Raw genomic sequence first — 26,631 nt, forward strand, 5'->3', positions numbered from 1 at the left:
AGCTGGGCCGATGGCTGAGGGGACTGGACACGCGGGATCTCCTTCCGGTGAAGTGGCCGACACGCTCGCCAGAGGCGAAGGACTGGCGGGGGCAAGATAGTATCAGCTGCTCGGCGGGGTCGCAGCCGGTCGGCCGGTCCCGCGACGCCCCCGGAGGGACGGGCGTCGCGGGCGGGTCAGGCGAGGGCGGTGAGCGTCGGCGGCCGGGCTAGTAGCCCAGCCACAGCGACGGCAGCCCGGTCACCAGCGCCGGGAAGACCGCCATCAGCACGCAGGCCAGCAGGATCAGCGCGCAGAACGGGATCACCGCCTTGTACAGGTCCAGGGTCTGGATCTCCGGCGGCGCCACGCCCTTGAGGTAGAACAGCGCATAGCCGAACGGCGGGGTGAGGAAGGAGGTCTGCAGCACCACGGCCACCATCACCACGAACCACAGGGTGTCGACGCCCATGGCCTCGATGATCGGCAGCATGATCGGGAAGCTCAGCAGCACGATGCCGGTCCAGTCGAGGAACATGCCCAGCACGAACACCAGCAGGAACATCAGGATCAGGGCGCCGGTAGTGCCGCCGGGCATCGCCAGCACCAGCTCGCTGATCACGTCCATGCCGCCGCCGATCGAGAACACCCCGGTGAAGGCGGTGGCGCCGACCAGCACGAACATCACCATGGTGGTGGTCTTGCCGGCCTCGATGAAGGTGCGATAGCAGGTCGAGACCCTGCGGTCGCCGAAGACCAGGAACAGCACGAAGGCCAGGGTCACGCCGATCGCCGAGGCCTCGGTGGCGGTGGCGATGCCGGTGAACAGCGCGCCCAGCACGCCGAGGATCAGGCTCATCGGCGGCAGCACGTACTTGCCGAGGCGCACCACCAGCTCGCCGGTGGAGAGATCGGCGCGCTCCTCGGCGGCCACCGGCGGACCATAGCTCGGCTTGATGAAGCACACCAGCAGCACGTAGCCGGCGTACAGGGTGCCCAGCAGCAGGCCCGGCACCAGCGCGCCGGCGAACAGCGCGCCCACCGAGACCGGCGAGTAGCTGGCCATCAGGATCAGCATGATGCTCGGCGGAATCAGGATGCCCAGGCAGCCGCTGGCCATGATCACGCCGGCCGACAGGCCCTTGTGGTAGCCGTACTTGAGCATCGGCGCCAGGGCGATCAGCCCCATCACCGCGATCGAGGCGCCGACGATGCCGGTGGTGGCGGCCAGCAGCACCGAGACGATGACCACGGTCAGCGCCAGGCCGCCGCGCACCCGCCCGAGCAGCAGGCGCATGCTCTCGAACATCCGCTCGGTGACGCCGGAGTCGTTGAGGAAGCGCGCCATGAGGATGAACAGCGGGATGGCCACCAGCACGTAGTTGTCCATGGCCCGGCCGTAGATGTTGTTGATGATGATGCCGAGCACCTGGGGGCCGGGGCCGAACCAGGCGCCGAGCACCGCGGTGCCGCCCAGCACGAAGGCCAGCGGGTGGCCCATGAACAGCCCCGTCAGCAGGCCGCCGAACATGAACAGGGTGAGCATTTCCGGGCTCATGACGGGTCCTCCGATGACGACGGGCCGGCGGTCAGCTCGGCGACGGCGCGGATCACGATGGCGATGGCCTGCAGCAGCACCAGCACGCCGGCGATGACCAGCACCGCCTTCACCGGGTAGACCGGGATCGAGACGATGCCGTAGGTGGATTCACCACGGCTCCAGGAGCGCTCGAAGAAGCGCCAGCTGTAGGTGATGAACATCAGGATGAAGGGGGTAAAGAACAGCAGGTAGCCGAGCAGCTCGATCAGCGCCCGGCCGCGCCGCGAGAGCAGCCGCTTGAGCACGTCCACCTCGACGTGGGCGTGATGCTTGAGGCCGTAGGCGGCCATCAGCATGAAGTGGCTGCCGAACAGCATGGTGGTGACATCGAAGGCCCAGTCGCTGGGCCGGCCGAAGAAGAAGCGCATGGCGATGTCGTAGACCACCACGACGGTAATGATCGCGATCAGCGGGGCGATCAGGCGACCGAAGCCCTCGTTGAGGGCATCGATGGCCCGGGCGATGGCATGCATCCGGAGAGCCTCCTCGAATAACGTATAAAGCCGGCGGCCTTGAGGGTGCCGCCGGCCGGACAGGGGGATCGGGCGCGAACCGCTTACGGGTTCATGCAGGCCTCGATGTCCTCCAGGGAGGGCAGGTTGTCGGTGACCCGGCTCATGTTGAAGGGCACCGAGACGTCACGCCACTGGGCGTAGTCCTCCATGTAGCTGATCATCGAGTGGTAGATCTTGGCGTGCATCGGGTCCTCGCAGGCGCCCTGCACGATCACCTCGTTGGTGATGTCCTGGATCGTCGCCAGGTCTTCCTCGGAGAGCTGGTTGATGGTGGTGCCGTCCTCGAGGAACTTGGCGGTACCCTCGGTGGACTGCTTCTCGGACCAGGCCAGCGACCAGGCCATGGTGGCCTCGGCGGCGATCTTCAGGGTCTCGCGGGTCTCCTCGGAGAGCGCGTCCCAGGCGTCCCGGTTGATCATCACGCCGAACACGCTGGCCGACTGGTGCCAGCCCGGGGTCATCCAGTAGTCGGCGACCTCGGAGAAGCCGGCCTTGTAGTCCACGCCCGGGGTCGAGAACTCGGCGCCGTCGACCACGCCGCGCTCGATGGCCTGGTAGATCTCGCCGCCGGCCAGGGTGACCTGTGAGCCGCCGAGCTGTTCCAGCACCCGGCCCTGGTCGCGCCCGGAGAGACGCAGGCGCTTGCCTTCCAGGTCGGCGAGGCTCTCGATCGGCGTGCCGCCGCGGAAGCCGGACTCGTTGTTGGTGATGCCGTAGGGCAGATAGACCATGTTGTACTGGCCGTAGACCTCCTGATAGAGATCGAAGCCACCCCACTGGTTGATCCAGTTCAGGTAGTCCACGCCGTTGAACAGGCTGGTGGTGGTGGCCAGCGGCGAGAAGGCCGGGCTGCGCCCCGCCCAGTAGCCTGGCCAGTCGCCGGCGGCCTGGATGCTGCCGGTCTCGGTGGCGTCGAACACCTCGGTGCCGGGCATCAGGGTGCCGCCGGCGTAGAATTCGATCTGCAGCTCGTCGCCGGCCAGCTGGTTGACCAGCTCCGCCCAGTGGCGGTCGATCTGGATCAGATCGAGGTTGTCCGGCCAGGTGGTGGTCATGGTCCACGATTCCTGGGCCTGGGCGGCGGTCATGCCGGCCAGGGCGATGCCAGCAGCCAGGCCGGTCAGGGCGAAACGCGTCGGCTTCATGGTGATGCTCTCCCGAAAGCTTGTTCTGGTTGTGGGGATGATGCGGTGCAAAAAAACACGGTCGCCCGCCGGTGAGGGGCTCCGCGTGGCGACCCTGGCAACAAGCTAGCATGGCCCTTGGGGACCGCGAGAAGGCCTCCAAACGTCGAAGTGGTGCGGGCGCGTGTCGGTCGTGTTGCCCCCCCGGCCAGGAAAATTCCTTGGTTTTCAGGTGTATAAAACAAGAGTATGACCGGTATGCTGCATCGCCGAAGGGGCGCCGGGCGTTGAAAGGGCGTCGACCGCTTAGACCAAAGTTCAGCGATTCAAGTCATTAGAAGGTTCTTAAAGAGAGGTCGACGATGGAAGCTTCCGTGCCCGCCGGGCTGCTGGCCTGCCAGGAGGGTCTGACCGAACGCCGCTGGCGGGGCCTGGCATGGCTGACCGGCGATGTCGAGAGCGCCCGTGAGCGGGGGGCGGCGCTCTGTTATGAGCGGGCTGTGGCGCTGTGGCACGCCCTGGGCGTGACGGCGCCGCTGTGGGTCGGCCCCGAGCCGCCCGAGGGCATCGCCGCCGAGGCCTGGCTGCCCGCCGCCAAGGCCCGCACCCGGCTCGGCGGCGAGCACGACCTGATCGTCTTCGATGCGCTGTCGCCCGGGGCCGGCTTCGATCCCGACGCCTTCGGCGCGCTCTCGGGCACCCTGCGCGCCGGTGGGCTGCTGGTGCTGCTGACCCCCGACGACTGGGGCGTGCACCCCGACGCCGACTACGCCCGGCTCGCCGCCCACCCGCATGCGGCCGAGGCGCTCTCGTCGCACTATCTGGCGCGTCTCGCCCGCCTGCTGGAGGCCTCGCCGCGGACGATCCGCTGGCCCGCGTCGGGCGCGCCGACGCTGCCCGACTGGCCCGAGGCGCCGCCGTCTTCGCCGTCGGCGCCCGACGATGGCGACTGCCTGACCGCCGATCAGGCCGAGGCGGTGGCGAGGCTGGTCCGGCTGCGCCGGCGCCGGCCGCTGGTGCTGACCGCCGATCGCGGCCGCGGCAAGACGGCGGCGCTGGGCATCGCCTGCGCCCGGCTGCTGGCGAAGGCGCAGCAGGATGGCGCCGAGATCGAGATCCTCGTCACCGCGCCGCGCCCCGCGGCGGTGGCCGGGCTGTTCGAGCGGCTCGCCGCGCTGCGCCCCGAGGTCCGGCGCCAGGGGAATCGCGCCGCGGACGCCGGCGGGGGCGTGACCTTCCTCGCCCCGGACGAGCTCAGCGCCCGGGTCGAGCGCGGTGAGGCCGGCGGCGCCGGCACCTGGCTGCTGGTCGACGAGGCCGCGGCGATGCCGGCCGGGCTGCTCGGGCAGTGGCTCTCGGCCTTCCCGCGCATCGCCTTCGCCACCACCGTGCACGGCTACGAGGGCGCCGGGCGCGGCTTCGCGCTGCGCTTCCGCGCGCGGCTGGAGCGCCTGACCCCGGAGTGGCGGGCGTATCACCTGTCCGCGCCGATCCGCTGGGCCGAGGACGACCCGCTGGAGGCGCTGACCTCGAGGCTGCTGATGCTCGACGCCGAGCCGGTCGCGCCCGATGGCACCGGAGCTACGGCGAAGGCCGCCTGGCGGGTCGAGTCGCCGGAGGCGCTGGCCCGGGACGAGCCACGCCTGCGGGCGCTGTTCGGGCTGCTGGTGCAGGCCCACTACCGCACCACGCCGAGCGATCTGCGTCACCTGCTGGATGGCCCGGACACGCGGGTCGTGACCCTGGGCGATGCCGCCGGCCCCGCGGCCGTGGCGGTGGTGGCCGACGAGGGCGGCTTCGACGCCGCCCTGGCCGAGCGGGTGGCGCGGGGCGAGCGCCGCCCCCGTGGGCACCTGATGGCCCAGTCGCTGGCCGCCCACGCCGGCTCGCGGGAGGCGCTGACCGGCCGCCTGCGCCGGGTGCAGCGCATCGCCGTGCATCCGGGCGCGCGTCGCCGCGGGCTGGGGCGCGAACTGCTGGCGCGGGAGCGCGAGGCGGCCGGTGACGCGGGGATCGCCCTGTTGGGGGCGAGCTTCGGCGCCGAGCCGGGCCTGCTGGCCTTCTGGCGCGCCCAGGGCTTTCGCACGGTGCGCCTCGGCCTGACCCGGGAGGCGGCCACCGGCGAACACGCGGTGATGGTGGTCGCGCCGGCGGGCGAGGGCGGCGAGGCCCTGGCCGAGCGGCTGGCGCGCCATTTCCAGGCCCTGCTGCCGTCGCTGCTGGCCTTCGAGCTGAAGGCGCTCGACCCGGCGGTGGCGCTGGCGCTGCTGGCCGAGGGCGAGCCTCGGCCGCTCGACGACGCGGCGCGCCGTGACCTGGAGGACGTGGCCCACGGCCACCGCGAGCCGGCGCTGGTGCGCCCCGCGCTGCAGGCGCTGATCCGCCTTGTCGCCGGCAGCGAAGGCGCCAGCGAGGCGGACGATGACCTGGCGGCGCTCGCCGCCTGGGCCTTCCAGGGCCGCGATACGGCCTGGCTGGCCACGCGGCTGGGGCTCGCCGGCGGCAAGGCGGTGGACGCCTGGCGCCGCAAGCAGGTGGCGCGCCGGCTGGCCGGGCCGACGCTTTCCTCGGGCCGGGGCGAGGGGTAGAGTGCCCGGGTCAACGTCGATACAGAAGCACCATGAACGCACATCTCGAGCAGCTCTCGCCGCAGCCCCTGTGGCGCCACTTCCGCACCCTGTGCAACACGCCGCGCCCCTCCGGCCACGAGGCCGCGCTGGTGGCCCTCCTCGAGGCCTGGGCCGACCAGCGCGGCCTGGCCCACGACCGCGACGCCTACGGCAACCTGCGCCTGCGCAAGCCGGCCAGCCCCGGCCATGAAGACGCGCCGGGCATCGTGCTGCAGGGGCATCTGGACATGGTCGCCCAGGCCAACGCCGATCATCCCCACGACTTCACCCGCGACCCCATCGACACCCTGGTGGAGGACGGCTGGCTGCACGCCCGTCACACCACCCTGGGCGCCGACAACGGCCTCGGGGTGGCGGCGGCGCTGGCGGTGCTAGAGGACGACACCCTGACCCACGGCCCGCTGGAGGCGCTGTTCACCCTCGAGGAGGAATCCTCCATGGGCGGCGCGCTGAACCTGGCCGAGGGCTGGCTGGACGGCCGGCTGCTGCTCAACCTGGACTCCGAGGACCGCGGCCAGGTCTACATCGGCTGCGCCGGCGGGGCCGACGTGATGGTCGACGCCCAGTTGCCGACCTCGGCGCTGCGCGACGAGGAGGTCGCGCTGCGGCTGTCGCTGACCGGCCTGCGCGGCGGCCACTCCGGCATCGACATCGATAAGGGCCGCGGCAACGCCAACCGCCTGCTGATGCGGGTGCTGCGCGAGCTGGAATCGCTCGACGCGCGGCTGGTCGACTATCGTGGCGGCACCCTGCGCAACGCCCTGCCGCGGGAGGCCTTTGCCACCCTGGCGCTGCCCGCCGACGCCGCCGAGGCCGCCCGCGAGCGGCTGCCGACCCTGGAGGCCCGCCTGCGCGACGAGCTGGCCGGCGCCGACGATGGCCTGGCGCTCTCGCTCGAGCGCGTGTCGGCCCCCGAGGGGGAGGCGCTCAGCCGCGACGCCAGCCGTCTGCTGGTGGCCGCGCTGCATGCCGCGCCCTGCGGCGTCGAGCGCATGAGCGTGGCCGTGCCCGGGGTGGTGGAGACCTCCAACAACCTGGGCGTGGTGTCGCTGGAGGCGGGTCGCTTCCATCTCTGCGCCCTGGTGCGCTCGCTGCGCGACAGCGCGGTCCTGGACCTGGCCGACCGCTTCCGCGCGCTGTTCGACCTGATCGGCGCCCGCACCCGGGTCGAGAACGCCTACCCCGGCTGGACGCCGGACCCCGAGAGCCCGCTGCTGGCCCGCTTCCGCGCGCTGCACGCCGCGCGGCTGGGCGTCGACCCCGAGGTCAAGGTGATCCACGCCGGCCTGGAGTGCGGCATCCTCGGCGCCAAGTATCCGGACATGGCGATGATCTCCTTCGGCCCGCTGATCCGCGGCGCCCACTCGCCGGATGAGCGGGTCGAGCTGGCCTCGGTGGAGGAGTTCTGGGGGCTGCTCAGGTCCCTGATCGAGGATCTGGCGGCGGAGGCCGCCTGAGAGGCGCACGGGACCGGCGTCGATGGCGCTCCAGCTCGATGCGCGGCGCGACGATGATCCACGGCGTCGCGCGACCGTGCCGCCGGGGATCGGCCTCTCGCGGATGGGTGCGATAGCGGCCCGGCACTTCCCGGTCGTCCGGGCCATTGCCGTAGACGACGGGGCCGTGCTGATGCGTCCCGCCGGTGCCGTAGGCCACGGGCCCGTGGCGGAGGTCGTCCGCCATGGCCGGCGTCCGCAGCGCGAGCGGCAGCAGGAGCGGCCACAGGAGCGAGGCGAGCAGGGCGGTCGTCGGGCGGCGCATCGAAAGGCTCCTCGGCGGCTGAGCGGTGTTCCCAGTATAGTGACGGCGATATCGCCGCGCGGGAGCGTGCGGCGCTCGCGACGGGCGTGATCAGGGAGGGCAGCATGCTCGATGAGATGGCGGGAACCGGCGGCGCGATGATCGCCCTCGGCGCGTTGGCGCTGCTGGCCGTGGGCTGGGGGCTCGCCCAGCGGCGCCGGCTGGCCGAAACGTGTCGCGAGCGGGATGAGTCGCGCTGCGAGCTGTCCGAGACCCGAGACGAACTGGCCGAGCGCCGGCACGCCGCGGCGCGGCTGGAGCAGGAGCTCACCCAGAGCGACGCCCAGCTCGACGGCTGCCGCGAGCGCCTCGAGGGCGTCGAGGCGGCGCTCGCCGAGGCCCGCGACCGGCTGGCCGAGCAGCGCGAGCGTTCGGCCCGGCTGGAGGCGGAGCGCGAGCAGGCGACGCTGCGCCACCGCGAGCAGCTGGCGCTGCTGGAGGAGGCCCGGGAGCGGCTCAAGGACGAGTTCCACCAGCTCGCCGGCAGGGTCTTCGAGGAGCGTCAGCAGGCCTACAGCGCCCAGAGCCGCGAGAGCCTGGAGGCCTTGCTCCAGCCGTTCCGCGAGCAGGTCGAGCAGTTCCGCCAGCGGGTCGAGACGCTGCACGGCCAGGAGCAGCGCGAGCGCGGCTCGCTCAAGGCCCAGCTCGACCAGCTGGCCGGGCTCAATGCGCGGCTCGGCGACGAGGCGGCCACGCTTGCCCGGGCGCTCAAGGGCGATCAGAAGGCCCAGGGCAACTGGGGCGAGCTGATCCTCGAGACGGTACTGGAGCGCAGCGGCCTGCGCCGCGACGTCGAATACCGCCGCGAGGTGTCGATCGACGGCGAGGCCGGCCGGCAGCGCCCCGATGCCATCATCTACCTGCCCGAGTCGCGCCACCTGATCGTCGATGCCAAGGTCTCGCTGGTGGCCTGGAACCGGGTGGTCAACGCCGAGCACGAGGCCGAGCGCGAGGCGGCCATGGGCGATCACCTGCGCTCGCTGCGCGCCCACGTGCGCGGGCTCGCCGCCAAGGACTATCCCGCCCTGCCGGGGCTGCACTCGCCGGACTTCGTGTTCCTGTTCGTGGCGGTGGAGCCGGCCTTCGCGGCCGCCTTCGAGCGCGATCCGACGCTGTTCCAGGAGGCCTTCGACCGTCAGGTGGTGATGGTCACGCCGACCACGCTGCTGGCCAGCCTGCGCACCGTGGCCGGGCTCTGGAGCCTGGAGCGCCAGAACGAGAACGCGCGGCTGATCGGCGAGCGTGCCGAGCGGCTGCTGACCAAGTTCTCCGGCCTGGTGGAGAGCCTGCAGGAGGTGGGGCGCCACCTGGAGCGCGCCGGCGACAGCCATCGCCGCGCGGTCAATCGGCTCTCCGAGGGCCAGGGTAGCCTGGTGGCCCAGGCCCGCGAGCTGGAGCGGCTGGGCGTGCGCATGAAGAAGCCGCTGCCCGACGAGCTGGTGCGCGCCGCCGAGGGCGAGGCGTCTGGCGCCGTTGCGTCGGGCGCCGCTGCGTCGGGCGACGAGCCTTCCTGATGCCTTCCTGACCAACGCAAGACGCCGCCCCGTGGGGCGGCGTCTCGTGGTGACGGCGCGTCTGCGGGATCAACCCAGGTAGGCGTTGAGCATCCAGACGGTCTTTTCCTGTTCGCGGATGTAGTCGCCGACCTGGGCGGCGGTGCCCTCATCGTCGGCGTCGGAGGCCAGGGAGAGGATCTCGCGCTGCAGCTCGAGCATCTGCTGGTAGCCCTGAAGCACGCCACGCACGCAGGACTGGCCGTCGTGAATGTCCTTGTCTTCCTCGATGCTGGCGATCTTGAAGTAGTCGCTGTAGGCGTGCACCGGGGTGTGGCCCAGGGTCAGGATGCGCTCGGCGACCTCGTCGACCTTGGTCAGCAGGTCGGTGTAGAGCTCCTCGAACTTCTCGTGCAGCTGGAAGAACTGCTGGCCCTTCACGTTCCAGTGGTAGCCGCGCACGTTCATGTAGAAGATCTGATAGTTGGCCAGCAGGACGTTGAGTCGCTCGGCGAGCTGACTGGCGCTGCCTTCGTGCAGGCCGATGCTGTTGGTGTTGCTCATGTAGATGCCTCCTTGATCTCTGGACTGCCGGTGTATCCCAGCAGTGTATGTGAGCAGAGCATGGGGGATAAGCTAATTGACTGCATCACCATCATAGCCCTGCTCCATCATATCGAGGCGTCGTCGCCGTCTTTCAAGGGGCGCGCTGCTAGACTCCAGGCAGATCGAGGAGAAATCGCGCATGTGGCGTCCATGGGGAATCATCCTGCTCGCGGGGCTGGCCGGCTGTCAGGCGCTGCCGTCGCAGCTGCCGGTGGCCGAGCCGCCGCCCGCCGAGGCGTGCCACTGGCCGCGCGGCGACGATGTGCCGCCGATTACCCTGGCCGGCGCGGTGGTGGCGCTGGAAGACGACGACTTCCTGATCCGCCACACCGAGACCACGCTGGGGCTGGTCAGCGCCGAGCGCTCCCGGCGCACCTTGTTCCACGGCGTCCCCGAGCCGGACATCTTCCTGCTGGGCGCGTCCCGTGGCGGCGGCCACGGGGTGCTGATCGGCGGCGGCGTGGGCTTCGGCCTGCTCGACGACGAGGCCACCGAGATCGAGCGGGTCTCGGTGGTCATTGGCGAGGCGACGGTGCGGGTGACCCGGGACATCCGCCTGTTCGACTGGCGGGGCGAGCCGCGCCGTTCGCGCACCGCCAGCGACGACGCCTTCTGCCGCGGGCTGCGCGAGGCGATGCGCCGTCAGTCGGGAGAGGCCTCATGAGACGTTCGGGCGTGATGCGGGCGGCGCTGCTGGCGCTGGGGCTGATACTCGGGCCAGGACCGGGGCTGAGCGGATGCGCGGCGACGCCGTCGCCGTCGCCGGCCGTGCCCGCCATCCGCACGCTGGCGGTGGCGCCGGCCTCGGCGCATGCGGCCTCGATTTCGATGCTGATGGAGCGCGGCTACGTGATTCGCCACGCCGACGCCGAGCTGGGGCGCCTGGAGGCGGTGATCGCCCGCTGGCCCGGCTATCGCGTGCGGCTGGAGATCGAGGCGGCCGGCGGCGTGAACGGCGAGGCGAGCGTCGGCCGCAGCCGGCTGGCGATGACCGCCTGGCGCGGCGGCCGGCCGCTGCCGCCGTCACTGGTCGAGCCGCTGCTGACCGATCTGAACGCTCGCCTCGAGCGCTAGAACCTGGCTCGGCCTTACGCGCCGCGCAGCTCGTCGATGCCGTCGACGATCGCCAGCAGGCGGTCGCGCATCGCCGCCAGGCCGTCGAGACCGAAGGGTTCGGCCTGGCCCTGCCCCCAGACCGGCCCCGGCCAGGCGGCGTCCCCCTCGCGGCGCAGCACCAGGTGCAGATGCAGCTGCGGCACGATGTTGCCGAGGGTGGCGATGTTGAGCTTGTCGCCGCCGAGGGTCTCCTTGAGGGCGCGGCCGAGCAGGCCGGCCTCGCGCCACAGCTGCTGCTGGTCGTCCTCGCTCATGTCGAACACCTCGACCGCGCCGGGTCGGCGCGGAATCAGCACCAGCCACGGGTAGCGGGTGTCGTCCATCAGCCGCAGCTGGCACAGCGGCAGCTCGGTGACCGGATGGGTGTCCTCGATCAGGCGGGGATCCAGCGTGACATCCGTCATGGGGGCTCCTGGTGGCATCCTGGGGGCGTGAAGGCGCTATGATGGCACAGCGCGGCGCCCGGCGATGCCCCGGGCGCGTCACCGACCGGAAGGGATGCCATCATGACGCCACTCGAGCTCCTGGCCCTGTTCGCCATCGGCGGGCTGGCCGGCTTCATCAACGTGCTGTCGGCGGGGGGCTCGATGCTTACCCTGCCGCTGCTGATCTTCCTGGGGCTGCCGCCCCAGGCCGCCAACGGCACCAACCGGGTGTCGGTCGCCCTGCAGAGCGTGTCGGCGGTGGCCAGCTTCTTCCGCGCCGGCGCCCATCACCTGGGCCTGAGCCTGCGCCTGGCGGTGCCGGCGATGCTCGGCGCCCTGCTCGGGGCGCGCCTGGCGCTGGACGTGAGCGACGCCCTGTTCGAGACCGTGCTGGTGGTGGTCATGGCGCTGTCGGCGCTGCTGATGCTGCTGCCGCAGCCGACGCTCGAGACCCGGCCGCTGACGCCGGAGCGGCTCACGCCGGCGATCTATCTGGCGATGTTCGCCATCGGCGTCTACGGCGGCTTCATCCAGGTCGGGGTCGGCATCCTGTTCATCGTGGTGCTCTACCGCCTGCTGAAGATCGACCTGGCCCAGGTGAACGTCTTCAAGGTGCTGATCGTGCTGGTCTACACCCTGCCGGCGCTGGCCGTGTTCGTGTTCGAGGGGCAGGTGCGCTGGGGCTACGGCCTGGCGCTGGCCGCCGGCAGCATGACCGGCGCCTGGCTGGCGGTGAAGGTCAACATGAGCCCCAGAGGGGCGCTGTGGGTGAAGTGGCTGACCGTGGCGGTGATCGTGGCGATCATGCTGCGGCTGCTGTTGACCTGATCGGGGGTGGCTCAACGCATCGAGTTTGCTAGATTGAACCGGCACAGACGGTTTTCACGACTCACTCCCAAGGAGCTCACATGAAACGGACCCTTCTGCTGTCGATCGCCGCGCTCTTCACCCTGTCCCTGCTCGCCGGCTGCAACACCGTGCGCGGCGTGGGCCAGGACATCGAGCAGGGCGGCGAGGCCATTCAGCAATCCTCTGAGTAAGCCCTCCAGGCATCAGCCGGCGCCGTGCTCGACCTGGGCACGGCGCTCCTCCTCCTCGGCCTGCTTGCGCCGCTTCTTGCGCATCTCGGCCTTCTCAAAGCGTAGCTTCTGGGTATCGGTCTCGAGTGCCAGCTCCGGCACCCGGGCCGGCTTGCCGTGCTCGTTCACCGCCACCATGGTCAGGTAGCAGCTGTTGGTGTGGCGGATCAGCTTGTTCTGGATGTCCTCGGCGACCACCTTGATGCCGATCTCCATGGAGGAGCGCCCCACGTGATTGACGCTGGCCAGGAAGGTCACCAGCTCGCCGACGTGGATCGGCTGCTTGAACAGCACCTGGTCCACCGACAGGGTCACCACGTAGTGCCCGGAGAAGCGGCTGGCGCAGGCGTAGGCCACCTCGTCGAGCTTCTTGAGGATGGCGCCGCCGTGCACCTTGCCGCTGAAGTTGGCCATGTCGGGGGTCATTAGCACGGTCATGGTCAGCTCGTGCTGGCCGGAAAGGGCGTGTTCGTCCATCGAGAGGGGATCCTTGAGGCGATTGTCCCCACAGCATAACGCCTTGCCCCCGCAATGGGGACAAGGCGTCGATAGCGTTCTCCCTGCCAGGTCTAGAGGAAGGTCAGTCCGAGGGCGATGATAATGCCGGTCAGCAGCAGCTGGACCAGGCAGAAGCCCATGATGTCCTTGGCCTTGAGACCGGCGATGCCGAGCACCGGCAGGGCCCAGAACGGCTGCAGCAGGTTGGTCCAGGCGTCGCCCCAGGCCACGGCCATGGCGACCCGCGGCACGTCGACGCCCAGCGCCTCGGCGGCCGGCAGCATCACCGGCGCCTGCACCGCCCACTGGCCGCCGCCGGAGGGCACGAAGATGTTGACGATGCCGGCGCTGATGAAGGTCCAGAACGGCAACGTGGTCTCGGTGGCCAGCGAGACCAGCGCCTGGGACAGCGTCTCGGCCAGCCCCGACTGCACCATGATCGCCATGATGCCGGCGTAGAACGGGAACTGGATGACGATGCCGGCGCCGCCCTTGATCGCCTCCTGCAGGCTCTCGAGCAGGCTGCGCGGGGTGCGATGCAGCACGATGGCCAGGAACAGGAACAGGAAGTTGACCACGTTCAGGTTGAGCCCGCCGCCCTGCAGCACGAAGTGGTCGACCAGGAACAGGAGCCCGGGAATGCCGACCAGCCAGGCCAGGGTCATGCTGTTCTCGAGGCGCTCCGCCGGGCGGGTGATGCGCACGCGCTGATCGTCGTCGTCCTCGAGCAGGCTCGGGTCGATGAACACGCTGTCCTTCTCGTCGGGCAGCATCATGCGGTTGAACAGCGGCACGGCGACGAACAGCGCCAGCACGATCGCCAGGTTGAACAGCGAGAAGATGGTCTCGGAGGTGCCGATCACGCCGATCTGCTCGACGCTGAAGTGGCCCTCGGTGGCGATGGTCAGCGGCACCGAGCCGGCCAGGCCGCCGTGCCAGACGACGAAGCCCGAGTAGGCGCTGGCCACCAGCAGCCGATAGTCGACGCGGATCTGCTTGGCGAGCTCCTTGGCGAACAGCGCGCCGACCACCAGGCCGAAGCCCCAGTTGATCCAGCTGGCCGCCAGCGACACCAGGGTGACCAGCACGATGGCCGCGCCGGCGTTCCTGGCCAGGCCGGCCAGGCGCCGCAGCAGCCGCTTCACGGGCGGCGAGCTGGCCAGCATGAAGCCGGTGACCAGCACCAGCAGCATCTGCATGGAGAAGGTCAGCAGGTTCCAGAAGCCGTCGCCCCAGAAGCGCAGCACCGCCAGCGGCGTCTGGCGTTCCACGGCGATCGCCGCCGCCGCGGCGATCACGGTCAGCAGCAGCACGAAGATGTAGGGGTCGGGCAGGTAGCGTTCGACCAGCTTCACGGCCGGACGCGAGATTACCTTCAGCATGATGACGTTACCTTGTTCGCGGATGAAAAGCCGGATAGCGGCAGTGAAGGCAAGCCTCGGGCCAATTGATGCCAGCGTAAAGGTGAAATGTAGCCAAAGCCGACGAATGTCTAAGTTTTTCCGCCCGACGAACGCGACATGTTATCGCCCGACCGGCGCATGCGGCGGTAGTGGCGCGCGGCAATCGTCCCCCCCGAGCGCACCGCGCCGAACCGGGAAAGGGTCAAGCGTCGGCGCCCGACCAGCGCGTGCGGCGGTAGTGAAGGTAATAGGCGATCAGCACCCCCGAGCGCACCGCGGTGAACAGGCTGAAGGCCAGCCACAGGCCGTGATTGCCGAGGCCGCGGGTGAGCCACCAGACGGGCAGATAGACCGCCAGGGCGATGAAGATGCTGTTGCGCATCTCGCGGGTGGAGGTGGTGCCGATGAAGACGCCGTCCAGCAGGTAGCTCCACACCGCGATCATCGGCATGGCGACCATCCACGGCAGGTACTCGCCGGCGGTGTCGCGCACCTCCGGCAGCCCGGTGAGCAGGGCGATCAGCCAGGGCCCGCCGAGGGCGAAGGCCAGCGCGGCGAGGCCCGCGGTGAGCAGCGAGAAGCGCGCCGCGGCGCGCACCGAGTCGCCGAACTCGTCCCAGCGGGAACGGCCCACCGCGCGGCCGGTCAGCGCCTCGGCGGCGTGGGCGAAGCCGTCCAGCCCGTACGAGGTCAGCATGATGAACTGCAGCAGCACGGCGTTGGCCGCCAGCACGGTGTCGCCCTGGGCGGCGCCGCGGGAGGTGAAGAAGGCCATGGCGAACAGCAGCCCCAGGGTGCGCACGAACAGCTGGGCGTTGACCGCGAACAGCTCACGGTAGGCCGAGCGTCGCAGCAGCCGCGCGCGGCGAAAGCGTCCGCCGAGGCCCTCGAGCTGGTGCCACACTCGCCACAGGCCGAAGGCCAGCGCCGTGTAGTCGGCGATCACCGTGGCCCAGGCCACGCCGTCGCTGGTCATGCCCAGGCCGATCACGAACACCAGGTCGAGGACGATGTTGACGCCGTTGGTCAGCACCAGCAGCGCCAGGGTCACCCGCGAGTTCTGCTGGCCCAGGAACCAGCCGAGGATGGCGTAGTTGGCCAGCACCGCCGGCGCCGAGAGCAGCCGGATGCCGGCGTATTCCGCGGCGAGCCGGGTGGCCTCGGGGCTGCCGTCGAGCAGCCCGAGGCCGAGCGCGATCAGCGGGTCGCCGGCCAGGATCAGCACGCCGCCGATCAGCGCCGCCAGCAGCAGCGACTGGCCCAGCAGGGTCTTCACCGACTCGTCGTCCTCCCGCCCCGCCGCCTGGGAGGTCAGCCCGGTGGTGCCCATGCGCAAAAAGCCGAAGCCCCAGTAGAGGAAGCCGAACAGGGTGGCGCCGAGCGTCACCGCGGCCAGGTAGCGGGAGTCCGGCAGATGGCCGACCACGGCGGTGTCGACCAGGCCCAGCAGCGGCACGGTGATGTTGGAGAGGATGATCGGCCAGGCCAGGGCCCAGATGCGCTGGGAGGATCGGGCAGACGAGGCGGGGGCGGTCGCGGTCACGGTGGCTCCGGTCGGTGGCTGGAGGCGGGGAGCATGGCCGCTGGCATCGGGCGGTGCAAGCGGCCCGGCGTCGACGGCCCGTACGCGGGAGAGCAGGCCGGGGATGCGTCCCCGATCGTCACCATCGCAGGAGGGGCGAGCCATGAAAGGAGTGGACGCCGGGCGCCTGGGGCTGGTACTGGCGCCGCCTGGGCTGCGAGGCGAGCCGCCGCGGCGCCGAGATATCGACGCGACCTGAAAACACGACGCCCCGCGCGAGGCGGGGCGTCGTGGGGCTGTCGTCGCGGCGCCTGCGGCGGTGAGCCGCTCAGGCGGCGGTGATGCGCTCGTACTTCGCCATCAGCTGGTCCTGGCTCTCCTTGCGCTCGGGGTCGAGCGGGATGCAGTCCACCGGGCAGACCTGCTGGCACTGGGGCTCGTCATAGTGGCCGACGCACTCGGTGCACAGGCCGGGGTCGATGACGTAGATCTCTTCCCCCGGCGAGATGGCGCCGTTGGGGCATTCGGGTTCGCAGACGTCGCAGTTGATGCACTCGTCGGTGATCATCAGGGCCATGGAGTACCTCACGAAAATCGCGGCCGGCGGGCTCGGGCATCATGCCCGAGTGCCATGGTCAGGTATTGTAATGCCGCTTCAGCGTTTCGGCGACCTCGGGATGCACGTGCTTCGAGACGTCGCCGCCGAGCCGCGCGATCTCGCGCACCAGGCTCGAGGAGATGTAGGAGTTCTCCACCTCGGGGGTCAGGAACACCGTCTCGAGCTCGGGCATCTGGGCGCGGTTCATGTTGGCCAGCTGCAGCTCGTACTCGAAGTCCGAGACCGCGCGCAGCCCGCGCAGCAGCACGCGGGCCTGCTGCTGCTTCATGAACTCGGTCATCAGCCCCGAGAAGCCCGTCACCTCGACGTTGTCGAGGCCCTCGACCACCCGGCGCGCCAGGGCGGTCCGGGTGTCGAGATCCAGCGTCGGCCCCTTGCCGGGGCTGGTAGCGATGGCCACCACCACCTTGTCGAACAGCCGCGAGGCGCGCTCGATCAGGTCGAAGTGGCCGTTGGTGATGGGATCGAAGGTGCCGGGGTAGACGGCGACGTTCATCACGCTTCTCCGTCGTCGAGGCGTCCGAAGGGGTTGTCCACGGCCAGCGAGACCGGCCTGGCGTAGCCCGGGATGCGGATGCTGTCAGCGCCGACCTCGAGTTCGGGGCCCTCCAGCACGCCCTCGCCGAAGCGGTAGCGGGGCTGGAAGCGGCCACGGTCGGCCTCGTGGCGGTAGGCGGCGGCGGCCTGGCGGGTGGCCTCGCGGCGGCTGCGCCATTCGCTCATCGCCGCCTCGCCGTGGCGGGCGGTCATCAGCCGCTCGGTGACGGCCGGCGACAGCACCACGCCGGTGGCGTTGTTGCCGCCGAAGCCCTTGGCGTTGACGAAGGCGGCGTCGGCCGCGAAGCGCAGCGGCTCGCGGAACAGTCGCAGGCGTTCGGCGTGCAGGTCCTCGGGCTGGCGGTCGTCCAGGGTCGGGATGCCCGGCAGCAGGTCGTGGGCGAAGCTGCCGAGCGCGCTGGCCAGCTGGTCGCCGGCGGCGCTGCCCTGGGAGTGGCCGACGAAGGCCTTGACCGCCACCACCGGCCAGTCTTCGATGCCGTGGGCCTGGGCGACCATGTCGAAGACGTGGGACTCGGTCTCGCGGTTCTTCGGCGTGCTGGTGCCGTGGGCGTGCAGGAAGGTGCGCTCGCGCAGGGCGGTCTCGCCGAGCATCTCGCGCACCAGCGAGGCGGCCTTGCCGAGGGTGATGTAGTTGCCGATGCCGGGGGCCGAGATCGAGCGCTTCCAGCCGTCGGCGTTGACGAACACGTCCGGCACGCTGCCGAGCACCTCGGCGCCGACCTCCAGCGCCAGAGCGTCGTCCATCAGCATCACGAACTGGCTGGACTCGCCCATGGTGAAGCCGCAGTTGCGGGCGAAGGGCCGGCAGGCGCGCTGGTAGTCCGGGTCGGTGAGCAGCTCCAGGGCGTCCAGCGCCTTGAGGCTCTCGTCGTCGGCCAGGGCGCCCATGGTGCGGAAGCCCTCGATGATCTCGGGGGTGATCGGCGCGTCGGCGGTGCCGACCATCACCACCCGGCGGCGGCCGGCGCGGATGTCGTCGACGCCCAGGCGCAGGTTGTAGAGGAAGCTGGCGCAGGCGCCGAGGGCCGCGCCGGTGCTGCCGACGCTGCCGAGCACATAGGCGTTGAGGAAGTCGGCCGGCATCTGGCCGTAGCCCAGCGGCATCTGCTTGGAGGTGGCGCGCTTGCCGGTGGCGAAGCTCTTGAGCAGCCCGCCCCAGCCGTCGTCGTCGAGCTGGCCGATGGAGTTGCCGGCGTAGACGGCGACCTGGTCGGGGTCGAGCCGGTCATGCAGGGCATCCCAGGCCAGGCCGCTGTCGCCCAGGCAGTCGCTGGCGGCGAAGATCGCCATCGACAAACCGCGCGGGTGGTGCACGCTGCGGTAGAGCTGGCCGGGTTCGAAGCCGGAGGGCAGCTGGCCGGCGGCGCGTACCTGGGCCGGACGGGTCTCGGGCAGCATCACGTCCATCTCGCCGGCCGGCACCGTCACTTCCAGGTGCTTGCGGTCGATCTCGCGGACCTGCCAGGTGGGCGGCAGGCTGTCCGGCAGCTGGCGACGGCGTACCCGGAAGGTCATCGGCGTCTCGAGGTCGAGGCTGGCGCGACGGTTGGCGGGCAGGCCCTCGGCGTTGAAGCGCGGGTCTTCGTTGCGACGGATCAGGGTATGGTCGAGCACGCGCTGGCGGGTCTGCTCGACGATGGCCGCGGCGTCGAGGGGGTTGCCGTCGGCGTCGTGCCAGGCATCGTCCGCCTGGGCGCTGGCCAGGCGCATCATGGCCGCCAGGCCTAGCAGGGTCTGGGCTTGGACGTCGTCGGGCAAGGCGTCGAGCACGGTGCGGCGAAACGCCTGATGTCCCGAGGCTCGGCCGGCGGGATTCACGCCACCCATGCCCACGATCACCGGTAAATGTGACAAGCCGGGTTCCTCGTAGTGCGGTTGATATATGGGCTGCTATTGTCCTTTTGGCCAAGGATCATAGCACCCGGCCCGGTGCGCCGTCATGCGGGGCATGGAGGGGTTTTCCACAACCCCGCCGGCGGGGCTGGCGAGAGGCCCGCGGGCCGGCCCATGGCTGGTAGAATGCACGCCTTCCCAAGCCCCCGACCGATCACCGCCATGACCGAGCGTTCCCGCATCATCACCTCCAACCAGCCCGGCCCCCATCACGATCTGGCGCGCCGGGTCGAACGGGCCCTGACCCACCCGCTGCGCAAGCCGCTGGCCGACCATACCCGTGAGGCCTTCGCCGCGGCCGAGGCGTGGCGGGTGGCGCGCGGCGAGGCGCCGCTGATCCTCGACGCCTGCTGCGGCGTGGGGCTGTCGACGCGGCGGCTGGCCGAGGCCCATCCCGACTGCGTGGTGATCGGCGTGGACCGCAGCGCCGACCGGCTGTCCCGCGAGCACGGCGCGCCGCCCGACAACGCCCTGCTGGTGCGCGCCGATCTGGTGGACTTCTGGCGGCTGGCGCTGGCGGCCGGCTGGCGGCCGGTGCGCCACTACCTGCTGTATCCCAACCCCTATCCCAAGTCGACGCACCTCAAGATGCGCTGGCAGGGGCATCCGGTGTTCCCCGCCATCCTGGCGCTGGGCGGGCGGCTGGAGCTGCGCTCCAACTGGCGGCTCTACGTCGAGGAGTTCTCGCTGGCCCTCGAGCAGGCGACCGGCGTCGCCGCGCCGGTGCAGGCGCACGATCCCGAGGGGGATTTCCTGACCCACTTCGAGCGCAAGTACCACCTCAGCGGCCAGCCGTTGTGGAAGATGGTCGCCGAGCTGCCGCATCGCCCGGGGCTGCTGCCGGTCGAGTGAGGCGGCTCAGCGGCTGCGGCGATCGCAGAACCTTTCGCTCAGCGTCTGCCGAAGCCAGCGGGCGATCGGCCCCTGGGCGGCGTCGCGACGCGAGACCGTCTCCACCTCGATGACCGGCAGGGTGCCCAGGGTCTCGTCCGACAGCGCGACCAGGTGCTCGCGAAACGGCGGGTAGCGGGCGATATGCTCGGGGACCATCGCCCAGCCCAGCCCGCGGGCGGCCAGCTCGCCGATCGAGTAGAAACTGTTGAGGCGCCAGAACTGGGTGCCGAGCGGCGCCTCGTCGTCGCCCGTGGAGCGCGAGGCGATCAGCAGCTGGCGGTGGTCGGCCAGGTCGCCGAGGGAGGGCGCGCCCCGGCCGGCCAGGGGATGGTCACGGCCGGCCACCAGCGCCTGGCGCAGATGGGCGATCGGCACGCCCTCGAGCAGCGGGCCGCGGCCGAGGCGCCCGAGCAGGATGCCGAGATCGGCGGTGCGGTCCTCCACCCACCCGGCGATATCGCCCTGGGCGCCGTAGAGCAGGGTCAGCTGCAGGGCGGGGTAGTGATGGGCCAGGGCCTCGAGGGTCTCGTCCACCGGCGGCATCTCGACCAGCGCCTCGTCGATGGCCAGCACCAGCCGGGCCTCCTCGCCCTCGGCGATGGCCCGGGCGCGGGAATCCAGCCGCTGGCACTGGCGCAGCACCGCGCGGGCCTCGTGCAGCAGCGCCTCGCCGGCCTCGGTCAGGCGCGGCAGGCGGCCGTCGCGGTCGAAGAGCGTGCAGGCCAGGTCGACCTCCAGGTGGGCGATGGCGGTGCTTACCGCCGACTGGGCGCGGCCCAGGTGGCGGGCGGCGGCGGAGAAGGAGCCGCACTCGGCGCAGGCGACGAGCACCTCCAGCTGATCGAGGGTCCAGCGCATGGGTGACCTATCGGTTTTTTAGATGGAATCCAACTCGTATCCATCGCCATATTGGCGAGAATAGTCCGCCAGGTCGAGGCCGGCTGGCCTCGTGATGATATCTCGGGAGGTGACGATGCGCTCCTGGAAGGAACGTTTGACCCATACCACGCTGTTCGAGGCCGGCGGCCTGTTGATGGTGACGCCGCTGGCCAGCTGGCTGACCGGCCGTGACATGGGGGAGATCGGCGTGCTGGCCACGGGGCTGGCCACCGCCGCCATGCTCTGGAATCTGGTCTGGAATCGCGCCTTCGATGCGCTGGTGCCGACCCGTCGCCGCAGCCTGGGGCAGCGCTTCGCCCAGTCGTTCGGTTTCGAGCTGGGCCTGCTGGTGATGACCCTGCCGGCGGTCGCCTGGTGGATGGGCATCGGCCTCGTGGAGGCCTTCTGGCTGGATCTCGGCTTCATGCTGTTCTTCCTGGCCTATGCCATGGTCTTCAATACCCTGTTCGATCTCGTGATGCGCCGCCGGCTGGCGCGGGGAGGTGTCTGATGGCCTATCTGTATCTGGCACTGGCGATCGTCGCCGAGGTGGTGGCGACCAGCTCGCTGAAGGCGTCCCAGGAGTTCACCCGGCTGTGGCCGAGCGTGACCGTGGTGGTGGGCTACGTGCTGGCCTTCTACCTGCTGACCCTGGCGCTGCGCACCCTGCCGGTGGGCATCGCCTACGCCTTCTGGGCCGGGCTCGGCATCGTGCTGGTCACGCTGATCGGCGTCCTGGTCTACGGCGAACGCCTGGATGTGCCGGCGGCGCTGGGCCTCGCCATGATCGTCGGCGGGGTGGTGGTCATCCAGGCCTTCTCCGGGGTCTCCGCGCACTAGGGTGCAGGAGGGGCGCGATGCCCCCATGGCCAAAAACCTTCATCGCCCCGTCCCCGGTCTTCCTCTGCTTTTCGCCCCCTCTTCTTGCCGATCGGTGTCGGTCGGTCGAATCGCATCGGGGGCACGGGTAGACTGCGGCCCTGCCGCGCTTTCTCCTGTGCCCTTCGATCTCACGGATGACGCCCATGCTGCCTCGCTGTCTCTCGCTCTGCCTGCTGTTGCTGCTGCCCCTGACCGCCCTGGGGCAGGGCTTCTCCCATCTCGAGGAACTGGCCGATGACGGCTTTCGCATCGGCGCCGAGGCGCGCCTGCTGGGCAATGGCGGGCCTGGCGAGACCCTGGGCAGCCTCTCGCCGGAGCGCCAGCTGTCGCCGGCCTCGGTGTCCAAGATCTACACCGCGGCGGCGGCGCTCGCGCGCTTCGGCCCCCAGCACCGCTTCACCACGCGGCTGCTCGGCAGCGCCGAGCCCGATGCCGAGGGCGTGCTGCAGGGCGATCTGATCCTCGACGGCGGCGGCGATCCGGCCCTGACCAGCGAGGACCTGTGGCGGCTGGTGCAGCGGCTGCATCAGGCCGGGGTGCGCGAGGTCACCGGGCGGCTGGTGGTCAGCCAGTGGCGCTTCGGCCCGGTGGCCTGCCTGACCACCGACCGCTGCGAGGGCCAGCGTCGGGTCGACAACGCCTACAGCGCGCTGCTCTCCTCGGCGGCGGTTAACTACGGCAACTGGTGCGTGACCGTGGCTCCGGCGCGCACCGCCGGCGCTCCGGCCCGGGTCACGCCCTGCGACGGCCAGGCCGACCTGGTGCGCATCGACAACCGCATCGAGACCCGGCCGCCCGACAGCGGCACCGAGCTCTCGGCGCTGCGGGTGACCGACGGCGACGGCGACGTGATGCGGGTGTCCGGCCAGATCTCCACCAATGCCCGTCCGCGGGAGCTCTATCGCACCAGCTCGGACCCCGCCGAGCAGGCGGGCCGCACCCTGATGGCGATGCTCGAACAGGCCGGCATCGCGGTGGCCGGCGGCCACGTCACCACCACCCTGGAGCCGCCGGCCGGCGCCTCGCGCCTGGCCGCGGTGGATGGCAAGCCGCTGCAGGAGCTGCTGCTGCGCACGCTCAACTACTCCAACAACTTCATGGCCGACACCCTGACGCTGGACCTGGCCACGACGCCGCGCCCCTCGCTGAGCCAGGGCGGCGATGCCATCGAGGCCTTCGTCGGCGGCCTGCCGGGCCACGGCCCGCTGCGCCTGGACAGCGGCAGCGGCCTGACGCCGGAGAACCGCACCAGCGCCGCCGGAGTGAACGTGCTGCTCGAGCACATGTTCCGCCAGCCCTCGCTGTTCCCGAGCTTCGTCGCCGCCCTGCAGTCGCCGAGCAACGGCGTGATGCGCTTCATCCGCCGCGGCCCGGCGACCTTCCAGGACCGCGTCATGCTCAAGACCGGCACCCTCAACCAGCCGGTGTCGGTGCGCGCCGCGGCCGGCTACTTCCGCACCCGCTCCGGGCGCTGGGGCGTGTTCAGCGTGCTGGTCAACGGCACCGGCTCGACGCCCTACCTGAGCTGGTCCCAGGTGCTGGACCGGCTGTCGGTGGATCTCGCGGCGATGATCGAGGCGCATTGAGCCGCGCCGGCGTCGACGTAACAATTGCCCAATATGGCTCTGCTACTATCGGCGTTCCACGCCGAACGCTGATGGATGCTATCGATGAAACCCGGACACACCGGCTGGCGCCACCTGGTGCACTCCACCCGCTATTCCCTCAAGGGCCTCGGGGCGGCCTACCGCCACGAGGCCGCCTTCCGTCAGGAGCTCGGCCTGTGCCTGGTGATGGTGCCGCTGGCCGTGTGGCTGGGCCGCGAGCCGGTGGAGTGGATCCTGCTGATCGGCAGCTGCCTGCTGGTGCTGATCGTCGAGCTGCTCAACAGCGCCATCGAGAACGTGGTCGACCGCATCGGCCCGGAGCGCCACCGCCTCTCGGGGCGTGCCAAGGACATCGGCTCGGCGGCGGTGATGATCTCGCTGATGACCGTCGGGCTGACCTGGGGGCTGATCGCCTGGGATCGCTTCCTGGGCTGAGGTGGGCGGGCGCCGGCTAGTGCGTGGCGCCCCGGCTTGGGTATCCTGAGGGCATCGATCAACCGGATGCGAGACGCCCATGGCCCTGCCCGACGACTTCCTGCCGCTGGATGCCATCCCCGAGCCGCTGGCGGCCCCGCTGCAACACGCCCGGGAGCGCCTGGCCACGGCCCTCGAGCAGGCCGACAACCTGGCCGACATGCGCCAGCAGGAGGGCCCCGGCGAGAGCTGGGCGGCGCTGGCGCCGCAGCGCCGCGAGCAGCTGGCGCGGGTGCTGGCGGTGTCGGAGTTCGTCGCCGAGACGCTGAACCGCCATCCCGACTGGCTGCCCCGGCTCGATGCGCAGGGCGAGCTGGACGCCGCGCCGGACGCCGATGCCCTGAGCGAGGCCCTCGCCGAGCGGCTGGAGAGCGCCGAGGACGAGGCGGCCATGCACGCCGCGGTGCGCCGCTTCCGCCAGGCGCGCATGCTGGGCATCGTGTGGCGCGACCTGACCCGCCCGCCGGGCATCGACATGTGGGCCACCGCGGCCGCCGTCACCCGGCTCGCCGAGACCTGCCTGGAGCAGGCGCTGAGTTGGCTCGAACGCCACTTCGAGGCGCGCTGGGGGCGCCCCGGGCCGCGCGCCGACGGCGGCGAGCAGCGCCTGGTGGTGCTCGGCATGGGCAAGCTCGGCGCCGGCGAGCTCAACCTCTCCTCCGACATCGACCTGATCTTCGCCTTTCCCGAGAAAGGCGAGACGGTGGGCGGGCGCAAGGCGCTCGAGCACCAGGAATACTTCACCAAGATCGGCCAGAAGCTGATCGGCGCGCTGGACGCGGTGACCGCCGACGGCTTCGCCTTCCGCGTCGACATGCGCCTGCGCCCGCTGGGCGACGGCGGCCCGCTGGTCGGCAACTTCGCCTCGCTTGCGAGCTACTACCAGGACCAGGGCCGCGAGTGGGAGCGCTACGCCATGCTCAAGGCGCGCCCGGTGGCCGGCGACCTCGAGGCCGGCGCCGAGCTGCTGGCGAGCATCCGGCCCTTCGTTTATCGCCGCTACCTGGACTTCGGCGCCATCGAGTCGCTGCGCGAGCTCAAGGCGATGATCAACCGCGAGGTGCGCCGCCGCGGCATGCAGGACAACATCAAGCTCGGCCCCGGCGGCATCCGCGAGGTGGAGTTCGTGGTCCAGGCCTTCCAGCTGATCCGCGGCGGCCGCGACACCGAGCTGCAGGTCACCTCGCTGAAGGCGGCGCTTGAGCGCCTGCCGGACCTGGGCCTGCTGCCCGCCGCGGTGGTCGACGAGCTGATCCCCGACTACGTCTTCCTGCGCGACCTCGAGCACGCCATCCAGGCGCTGGAGGATCGCCAGACCCAGACCCTGCCGGCCGAGGAAGTCGCCCGCGAGCGGGTGGCCCTGGCGCTGGACATGGAGGACTGGCCGGCGCTGACGGCGCGGCTCGACGAGGTGCGCGATCGGGTCCGCCGCCACTTCGACGCGGTGATCGCCGACCCCGAGGACGCCGACGAGGATGCCTCTGCCCCGGCGGGCAGCCGCGAGCGCGAGGAGTGGCGGGCGCTGTGGCGCGGCGAGCCCGGCGAGGAGGAGACCGAGGCGCGCCTCCGCGAGGCGGGCTTCACCGATCCGGCCGCCGCCTGCCGCCGCCTGCGCGCGCTGCGCGACTCGCGTCAGGTGCAGGCGATGCAGCGCATCGGCTACGAGCGCCTGGAGGCGCTGATGCCGCTGCTGCTCGACGCCGCCGCGGACAGCGAGGTGCCCGACGTGGCCCTGCAGCGGGTGCTGCCGCTGGTCGAGGCGGTGCTGCGGCGCACCGCCTACCTGGCACTGTTGCGCGAGAACCCCGAGGCGCTGGAGCATCTGATGCACCTGTGCAGCGCCAGCCCCTGGATCGCCGAGCAGCTGGCCCGCCATCCGATCCTGCTCGATGAGCTGCTGACCCCGGACACCCTCTACACCCCGGCCGACAAGGCGCGGCTGGCCGACGAGCTGCGCCAGGCCCTGGGGCGGATTCCCGAGGGCGACGAGGAGGCCGAGCTCGAGGCGCTGCGCGTGTTCAAGCACGCCCAGGTGCTGCACGTGGCGGCCTCCGACATCGCCGGCACCCGCCATTTGATGAAGGTCAGCGACTATCTCACCTACATCGCCGAGGTGATCCTCGAGACGGTGCTGGCCATGGCCTGGAAGCACCTGACCCGCAAGCACGGCTTCCCGCTGCGCCGCGACGGCGAGCGCTGCGGCCAGGCGCCGGAATTCCTGATCATCGGCTACGGCAAGCTCGGCGGCATCGAGCTCGGCTACGGCTCCGACCTGGACCTGGTGTTCCTCCACGACGGCGCCACCCGCGGCAGCACCGACGGCGACCGGCCGATCGACAACGCGGTGTTCTTCACCCGCCTCGGCCAGCGCATCATCCACCTGCTCACCGCGGTGACCCCGGCCGGCAGCCTCTACGAGGTCGACATGCGCCTGCGGCCCTCGGGCAACGCCGGGCTCCTGGTGTCGAGCCTCGACGCCTTCGCCGACTACCAGCGCCGCGAGGCCTGGACCTGGGAGCACCAGGCGCTGGTGCGCGCCCGGGTGGTGGCCGGCCACGACGCCCTGGCCGAGGGCTTCGACGCCGTGCGCGGCGAGATCCTCGGTCGCGAGCGCGACCTCGAGGCGCTGCGCGAGGAGGTGGTGGCGATGCGCCACAAGATGCGCAAGCACCTGGCGAGCCAGGGCGAAGACTTCGACCTCAAGCAGGATCCGGGCGGCATGGTCGACATCGAGTTCCTGTGCCAGTACGCGGTGCTGGCGATGGCCCACGACAGCCCGGCGCTGCTGCAGTGGAGCGACAACATGCGCATCCTCGAGACCCTGGAGCAGTGCGAGCGGCTGCCCGCCGAGGACGGCGAGCGCCTGCGCGAGGCCTATCTGGCCTGCCGCACCGCGGCCCATCGTGCGGCGCTGACCGGCGATCCCGCCCGCGGCGACAACGCCGACTTCGCCGCGCATCGCCAGGCCGTGATCGCGGTCTGGCGGCGGCTGCTAGAGCCGGCGTCAGGAGACGCCTGACGCCACCGCTGCC

The 26,631-nt window shown here is 70.9% G+C and carries 26 protein-coding genes; 13 read left to right on the forward strand and 13 right to left on the reverse strand.

The genetic code is table 11. The features are described 5' to 3' along the window. Positions 1-208 precede the first annotated feature (208 nt). From ACGTNF_RS07265 to dctP, 3 genes are all read right to left on the reverse strand, one after another. Entirely contained in the window at positions 209-1,537 is a 1,329-nt protein-coding gene (locus ACGTNF_RS07265; protein WP_394601110.1) for a TRAP transporter large permease, read from the reverse strand. After that, a complete protein-coding gene (locus ACGTNF_RS07270; protein WP_394601111.1) occupies positions 1,534-2,052 on the reverse strand; it encodes a TRAP transporter small permease subunit in 519 nt (172 codons plus the stop codon). Before ACGTNF_RS07270 ends, ACGTNF_RS07265 begins: the two co-directional genes overlap by 4 nt. A gap of 83 nt (positions 2,053-2,135) precedes the next feature. Further along, entirely contained in the window at positions 2,136-3,239 is a 1,104-nt protein-coding gene (dctP, locus tag ACGTNF_RS07275) for a TRAP transporter substrate-binding protein DctP (protein ID WP_394601112.1), read from the reverse strand. A gap of 341 nt (positions 3,240-3,580) precedes the next feature. On the opposite strand from dctP, the gene ACGTNF_RS07280 reads away from it, so the two are divergent. Together ACGTNF_RS07280 and ACGTNF_RS07285 are read left to right on the forward strand one after the other, a co-directional pair. Beyond that, entirely contained in the window at positions 3,581-5,806 is a 2,226-nt protein-coding gene (locus tag ACGTNF_RS07280) for a tRNA(Met) cytidine acetyltransferase TmcA (protein ID WP_394601113.1), read from the forward strand. A 32-nt stretch (positions 5,807-5,838) separates the two neighbouring features. Beyond that, positions 5,839-7,305 carry an aminoacyl-histidine dipeptidase gene (locus ACGTNF_RS07285; RefSeq protein ID WP_394601114.1) on the forward strand — a complete coding sequence of 489 codons (1,467 nt, stop codon included), beginning with the start codon at positions 5,839-5,841 and terminating at the stop codon, positions 7,303-7,305. Here ACGTNF_RS07285 and ACGTNF_RS07290 read toward each other — a convergent pair. Next, positions 7,265-7,609, reverse strand: a complete 345-nt coding sequence (locus ACGTNF_RS07290) for a hypothetical protein (protein ID WP_394601115.1) — start codon at positions 7,607-7,609, stop codon at positions 7,265-7,267. The genes ACGTNF_RS07285 and ACGTNF_RS07290 overlap by 41 nt on opposite strands. 104 nt (positions 7,610-7,713) lie before the next feature. Between ACGTNF_RS07290 and ACGTNF_RS07295 the strand changes: the two genes are divergently transcribed. After that, positions 7,714-9,162, forward strand: a complete 1,449-nt coding sequence (locus ACGTNF_RS07295; RefSeq protein WP_394601116.1) for a DNA recombination protein RmuC — start codon at positions 7,714-7,716, stop codon at positions 9,160-9,162. A 69-nt stretch (positions 9,163-9,231) separates the two neighbouring features. On the opposite strand, the gene ACGTNF_RS07300 is transcribed toward ACGTNF_RS07295, so the two are convergent. Then, the gene (locus tag ACGTNF_RS07300) at positions 9,232-9,705 is read right to left on the reverse strand and encodes a Dps family protein (protein ID WP_394601117.1); all 474 of its coding nucleotides are present in this window, start codon (positions 9,703-9,705) and stop codon (positions 9,232-9,234) included. Positions 9,706-9,886: 181 nt separating this feature from the next. Here ACGTNF_RS07300 and ACGTNF_RS07305 point away from each other — a divergent pair, with 181 nt between their 5' ends. Together ACGTNF_RS07305 and ACGTNF_RS07310 are read left to right on the forward strand one after the other, a co-directional pair. Continuing rightward, a complete protein-coding gene (locus ACGTNF_RS07305; protein ID WP_394601118.1) occupies positions 9,887-10,411 on the forward strand; it encodes a hypothetical protein in 525 nt (174 codons plus the stop codon). Next, positions 10,408-10,821 (forward strand): hypothetical protein, encoded by a 414-nt coding sequence (locus ACGTNF_RS07310; RefSeq protein ID WP_394601119.1) that lies wholly within the window; start codon positions 10,408-10,410, stop codon positions 10,819-10,821. The genes ACGTNF_RS07305 and ACGTNF_RS07310 overlap by 4 nt, the downstream gene beginning before the upstream one ends. Before the next feature lie 14 nt (positions 10,822-10,835). Here ACGTNF_RS07310 and ACGTNF_RS07315 read toward each other — a convergent pair whose 3' ends face one another. Beyond that, entirely contained in the window at positions 10,836-11,267 is a 432-nt protein-coding gene (locus ACGTNF_RS07315) for an HIT domain-containing protein (RefSeq protein ID WP_394601120.1), read from the reverse strand. A 102-nt stretch (positions 11,268-11,369) separates the two neighbouring features. On the opposite strand from ACGTNF_RS07315, the gene ACGTNF_RS07320 reads away from it, so the two are divergent. After that, a complete protein-coding gene (locus ACGTNF_RS07320) occupies positions 11,370-12,116 on the forward strand; it encodes a sulfite exporter TauE/SafE family protein (RefSeq protein WP_394601121.1) in 747 nt (248 codons plus the stop codon). Between the two features lie 80 nt (positions 12,117-12,196). Beyond that, positions 12,197-12,328 (forward strand): entericidin A/B family lipoprotein, encoded by a 132-nt coding sequence (locus tag ACGTNF_RS07325; protein ID WP_016855265.1) that lies wholly within the window; start codon positions 12,197-12,199, stop codon positions 12,326-12,328. A gap of 12 nt (positions 12,329-12,340) precedes the next feature. Here ACGTNF_RS07325 and ACGTNF_RS07330 read toward each other — a convergent pair whose 3' ends face one another. The 6 genes from ACGTNF_RS07330 to ACGTNF_RS07355 all read right to left on the reverse strand — a co-directional run bounded on the left by ACGTNF_RS07330 (position 12,341) and on the right by ACGTNF_RS07355 (position 18,797). Then, positions 12,341-12,844 carry an acyl-CoA thioesterase gene (locus ACGTNF_RS07330; RefSeq protein ID WP_394601122.1) on the reverse strand — a complete coding sequence of 168 codons (504 nt, stop codon included), beginning with the start codon at positions 12,842-12,844 and terminating at the stop codon, positions 12,341-12,343. 92 nt (positions 12,845-12,936) lie between these two features. Continuing rightward, positions 12,937-14,247 carry a short-chain fatty acid transporter gene (locus ACGTNF_RS07335; protein ID WP_152477920.1) on the reverse strand — a complete coding sequence of 437 codons (1,311 nt, stop codon included), beginning with the start codon at positions 14,245-14,247 and terminating at the stop codon, positions 12,937-12,939. A 223-nt stretch (positions 14,248-14,470) separates the two neighbouring features. Then, positions 14,471-15,811: an MATE family efflux transporter gene (locus ACGTNF_RS07340; RefSeq protein ID WP_394601123.1), complete on the reverse strand. Its 1,341-nt coding sequence runs from the start codon at positions 15,809-15,811 to the stop codon at positions 14,471-14,473. Between the two features lie 307 nt (positions 15,812-16,118). Next, entirely contained in the window at positions 16,119-16,367 is a 249-nt protein-coding gene (locus ACGTNF_RS07345) for a YfhL family 4Fe-4S dicluster ferredoxin (protein ID WP_016855261.1), read from the reverse strand. 58 nt (positions 16,368-16,425) lie between these two features. Next, positions 16,426-16,905, reverse strand: coding sequence for a pantetheine-phosphate adenylyltransferase (gene coaD / locus ACGTNF_RS07350; RefSeq protein WP_035599346.1), 480 nt, complete (start codon positions 16,903-16,905; stop codon positions 16,426-16,428). Further along, positions 16,905-18,797: a beta-ketoacyl synthase gene (locus ACGTNF_RS07355; protein ID WP_394601540.1), complete on the reverse strand. Its 1,893-nt coding sequence runs from the start codon at positions 18,795-18,797 to the stop codon at positions 16,905-16,907. Before ACGTNF_RS07355 ends, coaD begins: the two co-directional genes overlap by 1 nt. 228 nt (positions 18,798-19,025) lie before the next feature. Between ACGTNF_RS07355 and trmB the strand changes: the two genes are divergently transcribed. Continuing rightward, positions 19,026-19,715, forward strand: coding sequence for a tRNA (guanine(46)-N(7))-methyltransferase TrmB (gene trmB, locus ACGTNF_RS07360; protein WP_394601124.1), 690 nt, complete (start codon positions 19,026-19,028; stop codon positions 19,713-19,715). 6 nt (positions 19,716-19,721) lie between these two features. Here trmB and ACGTNF_RS07365 read toward each other — a convergent pair whose 3' ends face one another. Continuing rightward, positions 19,722-20,615, reverse strand: coding sequence for a LysR family transcriptional regulator (locus tag ACGTNF_RS07365; RefSeq protein WP_394601125.1), 894 nt, complete (start codon positions 20,613-20,615; stop codon positions 19,722-19,724). Between the two features lie 115 nt (positions 20,616-20,730). On the opposite strand from ACGTNF_RS07365, the gene ACGTNF_RS07370 reads away from it, so the two are divergent. The 5 genes from ACGTNF_RS07370 (at position 20,731) to glnE (ending at position 26,618) form a co-directional block, all read left to right on the forward strand. Further along, positions 20,731-21,147, forward strand: a complete 417-nt coding sequence (locus tag ACGTNF_RS07370) for a PACE efflux transporter (RefSeq protein ID WP_394601126.1) — start codon at positions 20,731-20,733, stop codon at positions 21,145-21,147. Continuing rightward, positions 21,144-21,476 (forward strand): DMT family transporter, encoded by a 333-nt coding sequence (locus tag ACGTNF_RS07375; protein WP_394601541.1) that lies wholly within the window; start codon positions 21,144-21,146, stop codon positions 21,474-21,476. Before ACGTNF_RS07370 ends, ACGTNF_RS07375 begins: the two co-directional genes overlap by 4 nt. 185 nt (positions 21,477-21,661) lie before the next feature. After that, complete coding sequence (gene dacB, locus ACGTNF_RS07380; protein ID WP_394601127.1) at positions 21,662-23,104, forward strand: D-alanyl-D-alanine carboxypeptidase/D-alanyl-D-alanine endopeptidase; 1,443 nt, start codon at positions 21,662-21,664, stop codon at positions 23,102-23,104. 84 nt (positions 23,105-23,188) lie between these two features. Next, a complete protein-coding gene (locus ACGTNF_RS07385) occupies positions 23,189-23,560 on the forward strand; it encodes a diacylglycerol kinase (protein ID WP_016855253.1) in 372 nt (123 codons plus the stop codon). Positions 23,561-23,639: 79 nt separating this feature from the next. Next, positions 23,640-26,618 carry a bifunctional [glutamate--ammonia ligase]-adenylyl-L-tyrosine phosphorylase/[glutamate--ammonia-ligase] adenylyltransferase gene (glnE, locus tag ACGTNF_RS07390; RefSeq protein WP_394601128.1) on the forward strand — a complete coding sequence of 993 codons (2,979 nt, stop codon included), beginning with the start codon at positions 23,640-23,642 and terminating at the stop codon, positions 26,616-26,618. Positions 26,619-26,631: the final 13 nt, after the last annotated feature.

Source organism: Halomonas sp. B23F22_10, assembly GCF_043496975.1.
Taxonomy (GTDB): Bacteria; Pseudomonadota; Gammaproteobacteria; order Pseudomonadales; family Halomonadaceae; genus Halomonas; species Halomonas smyrnensis.

Coding starts and splice junctions, on each gene's coding strand:
- ACGTNF_RS07315 (WP_394601120.1), bottom strand. CDS start 11,267: ATGACGGATGTCACGCTGGATCCCCGCCTGATCGAGGACACCCATCCG.
- ACGTNF_RS07345 (WP_016855261.1), bottom strand. CDS start 16,367: ATGGCCCTGATGATCACCGACGAGTGCATCAACTGCGACGTCTGCGAA.
- trmB (WP_394601124.1), top strand. CDS start 19,026: ATGACCGAGCGTTCCCGCATCATCACCTCCAACCAGCCCGGCCCCCAT.
- ACGTNF_RS07325 (WP_016855265.1), top strand. CDS start 12,197: ATGAAACGGACCCTTCTGCTGTCGATCGCCGCGCTCTTCACCCTGTCC.
- dacB (WP_394601127.1), top strand. CDS start 21,662: ATGCTGCCTCGCTGTCTCTCGCTCTGCCTGCTGTTGCTGCTGCCCCTG.
- ACGTNF_RS07355 (WP_394601540.1), bottom strand. CDS start 18,797: ATGGGTGGCGTGAATCCCGCCGGCCGAGCCTCGGGACATCAGGCGTTT.
- ACGTNF_RS07370 (WP_394601126.1), top strand. CDS start 20,731: ATGCGCTCCTGGAAGGAACGTTTGACCCATACCACGCTGTTCGAGGCC.
- ACGTNF_RS07270 (WP_394601111.1), bottom strand. CDS start 2,052: ATGCATGCCATCGCCCGGGCCATCGATGCCCTCAACGAGGGCTTCGGT.
- ACGTNF_RS07280 (WP_394601113.1), top strand. CDS start 3,581: ATGGAAGCTTCCGTGCCCGCCGGGCTGCTGGCCTGCCAGGAGGGTCTG.
- ACGTNF_RS07310 (WP_394601119.1), top strand. CDS start 10,408: ATGAGACGTTCGGGCGTGATGCGGGCGGCGCTGCTGGCGCTGGGGCTG.
- ACGTNF_RS07335 (WP_152477920.1), bottom strand. CDS start 14,247: ATGCTGAAGGTAATCTCGCGTCCGGCCGTGAAGCTGGTCGAACGCTAC.
- ACGTNF_RS07385 (WP_016855253.1), top strand. CDS start 23,189: ATGAAACCCGGACACACCGGCTGGCGCCACCTGGTGCACTCCACCCGC.
- dctP (WP_394601112.1), bottom strand. CDS start 3,239: ATGAAGCCGACGCGTTTCGCCCTGACCGGCCTGGCTGCTGGCATCGCC.
- ACGTNF_RS07290 (WP_394601115.1), bottom strand. CDS start 7,609: ATGCGCCGCCCGACGACCGCCCTGCTCGCCTCGCTCCTGTGGCCGCTC.
- ACGTNF_RS07265 (WP_394601110.1), bottom strand. CDS start 1,537: ATGAGCCCGGAAATGCTCACCCTGTTCATGTTCGGCGGCCTGCTGACG.
- ACGTNF_RS07285 (WP_394601114.1), top strand. CDS start 5,839: ATGAACGCACATCTCGAGCAGCTCTCGCCGCAGCCCCTGTGGCGCCAC.
- ACGTNF_RS07320 (WP_394601121.1), top strand. CDS start 11,370: ATGACGCCACTCGAGCTCCTGGCCCTGTTCGCCATCGGCGGGCTGGCC.
- ACGTNF_RS07365 (WP_394601125.1), bottom strand. CDS start 20,615: ATGCGCTGGACCCTCGATCAGCTGGAGGTGCTCGTCGCCTGCGCCGAG.
- ACGTNF_RS07330 (WP_394601122.1), bottom strand. CDS start 12,844: ATGGACGAACACGCCCTTTCCGGCCAGCACGAGCTGACCATGACCGTG.
- ACGTNF_RS07300 (WP_394601117.1), bottom strand. CDS start 9,705: ATGAGCAACACCAACAGCATCGGCCTGCACGAAGGCAGCGCCAGTCAG.
- ACGTNF_RS07295 (WP_394601116.1), top strand. CDS start 7,714: ATGCTCGATGAGATGGCGGGAACCGGCGGCGCGATGATCGCCCTCGGC.
- glnE (WP_394601128.1), top strand. CDS start 23,640: ATGGCCCTGCCCGACGACTTCCTGCCGCTGGATGCCATCCCCGAGCCG.
- ACGTNF_RS07305 (WP_394601118.1), top strand. CDS start 9,887: ATGTGGCGTCCATGGGGAATCATCCTGCTCGCGGGGCTGGCCGGCTGT.
- coaD (WP_035599346.1), bottom strand. CDS start 16,905: ATGAACGTCGCCGTCTACCCCGGCACCTTCGATCCCATCACCAACGGC.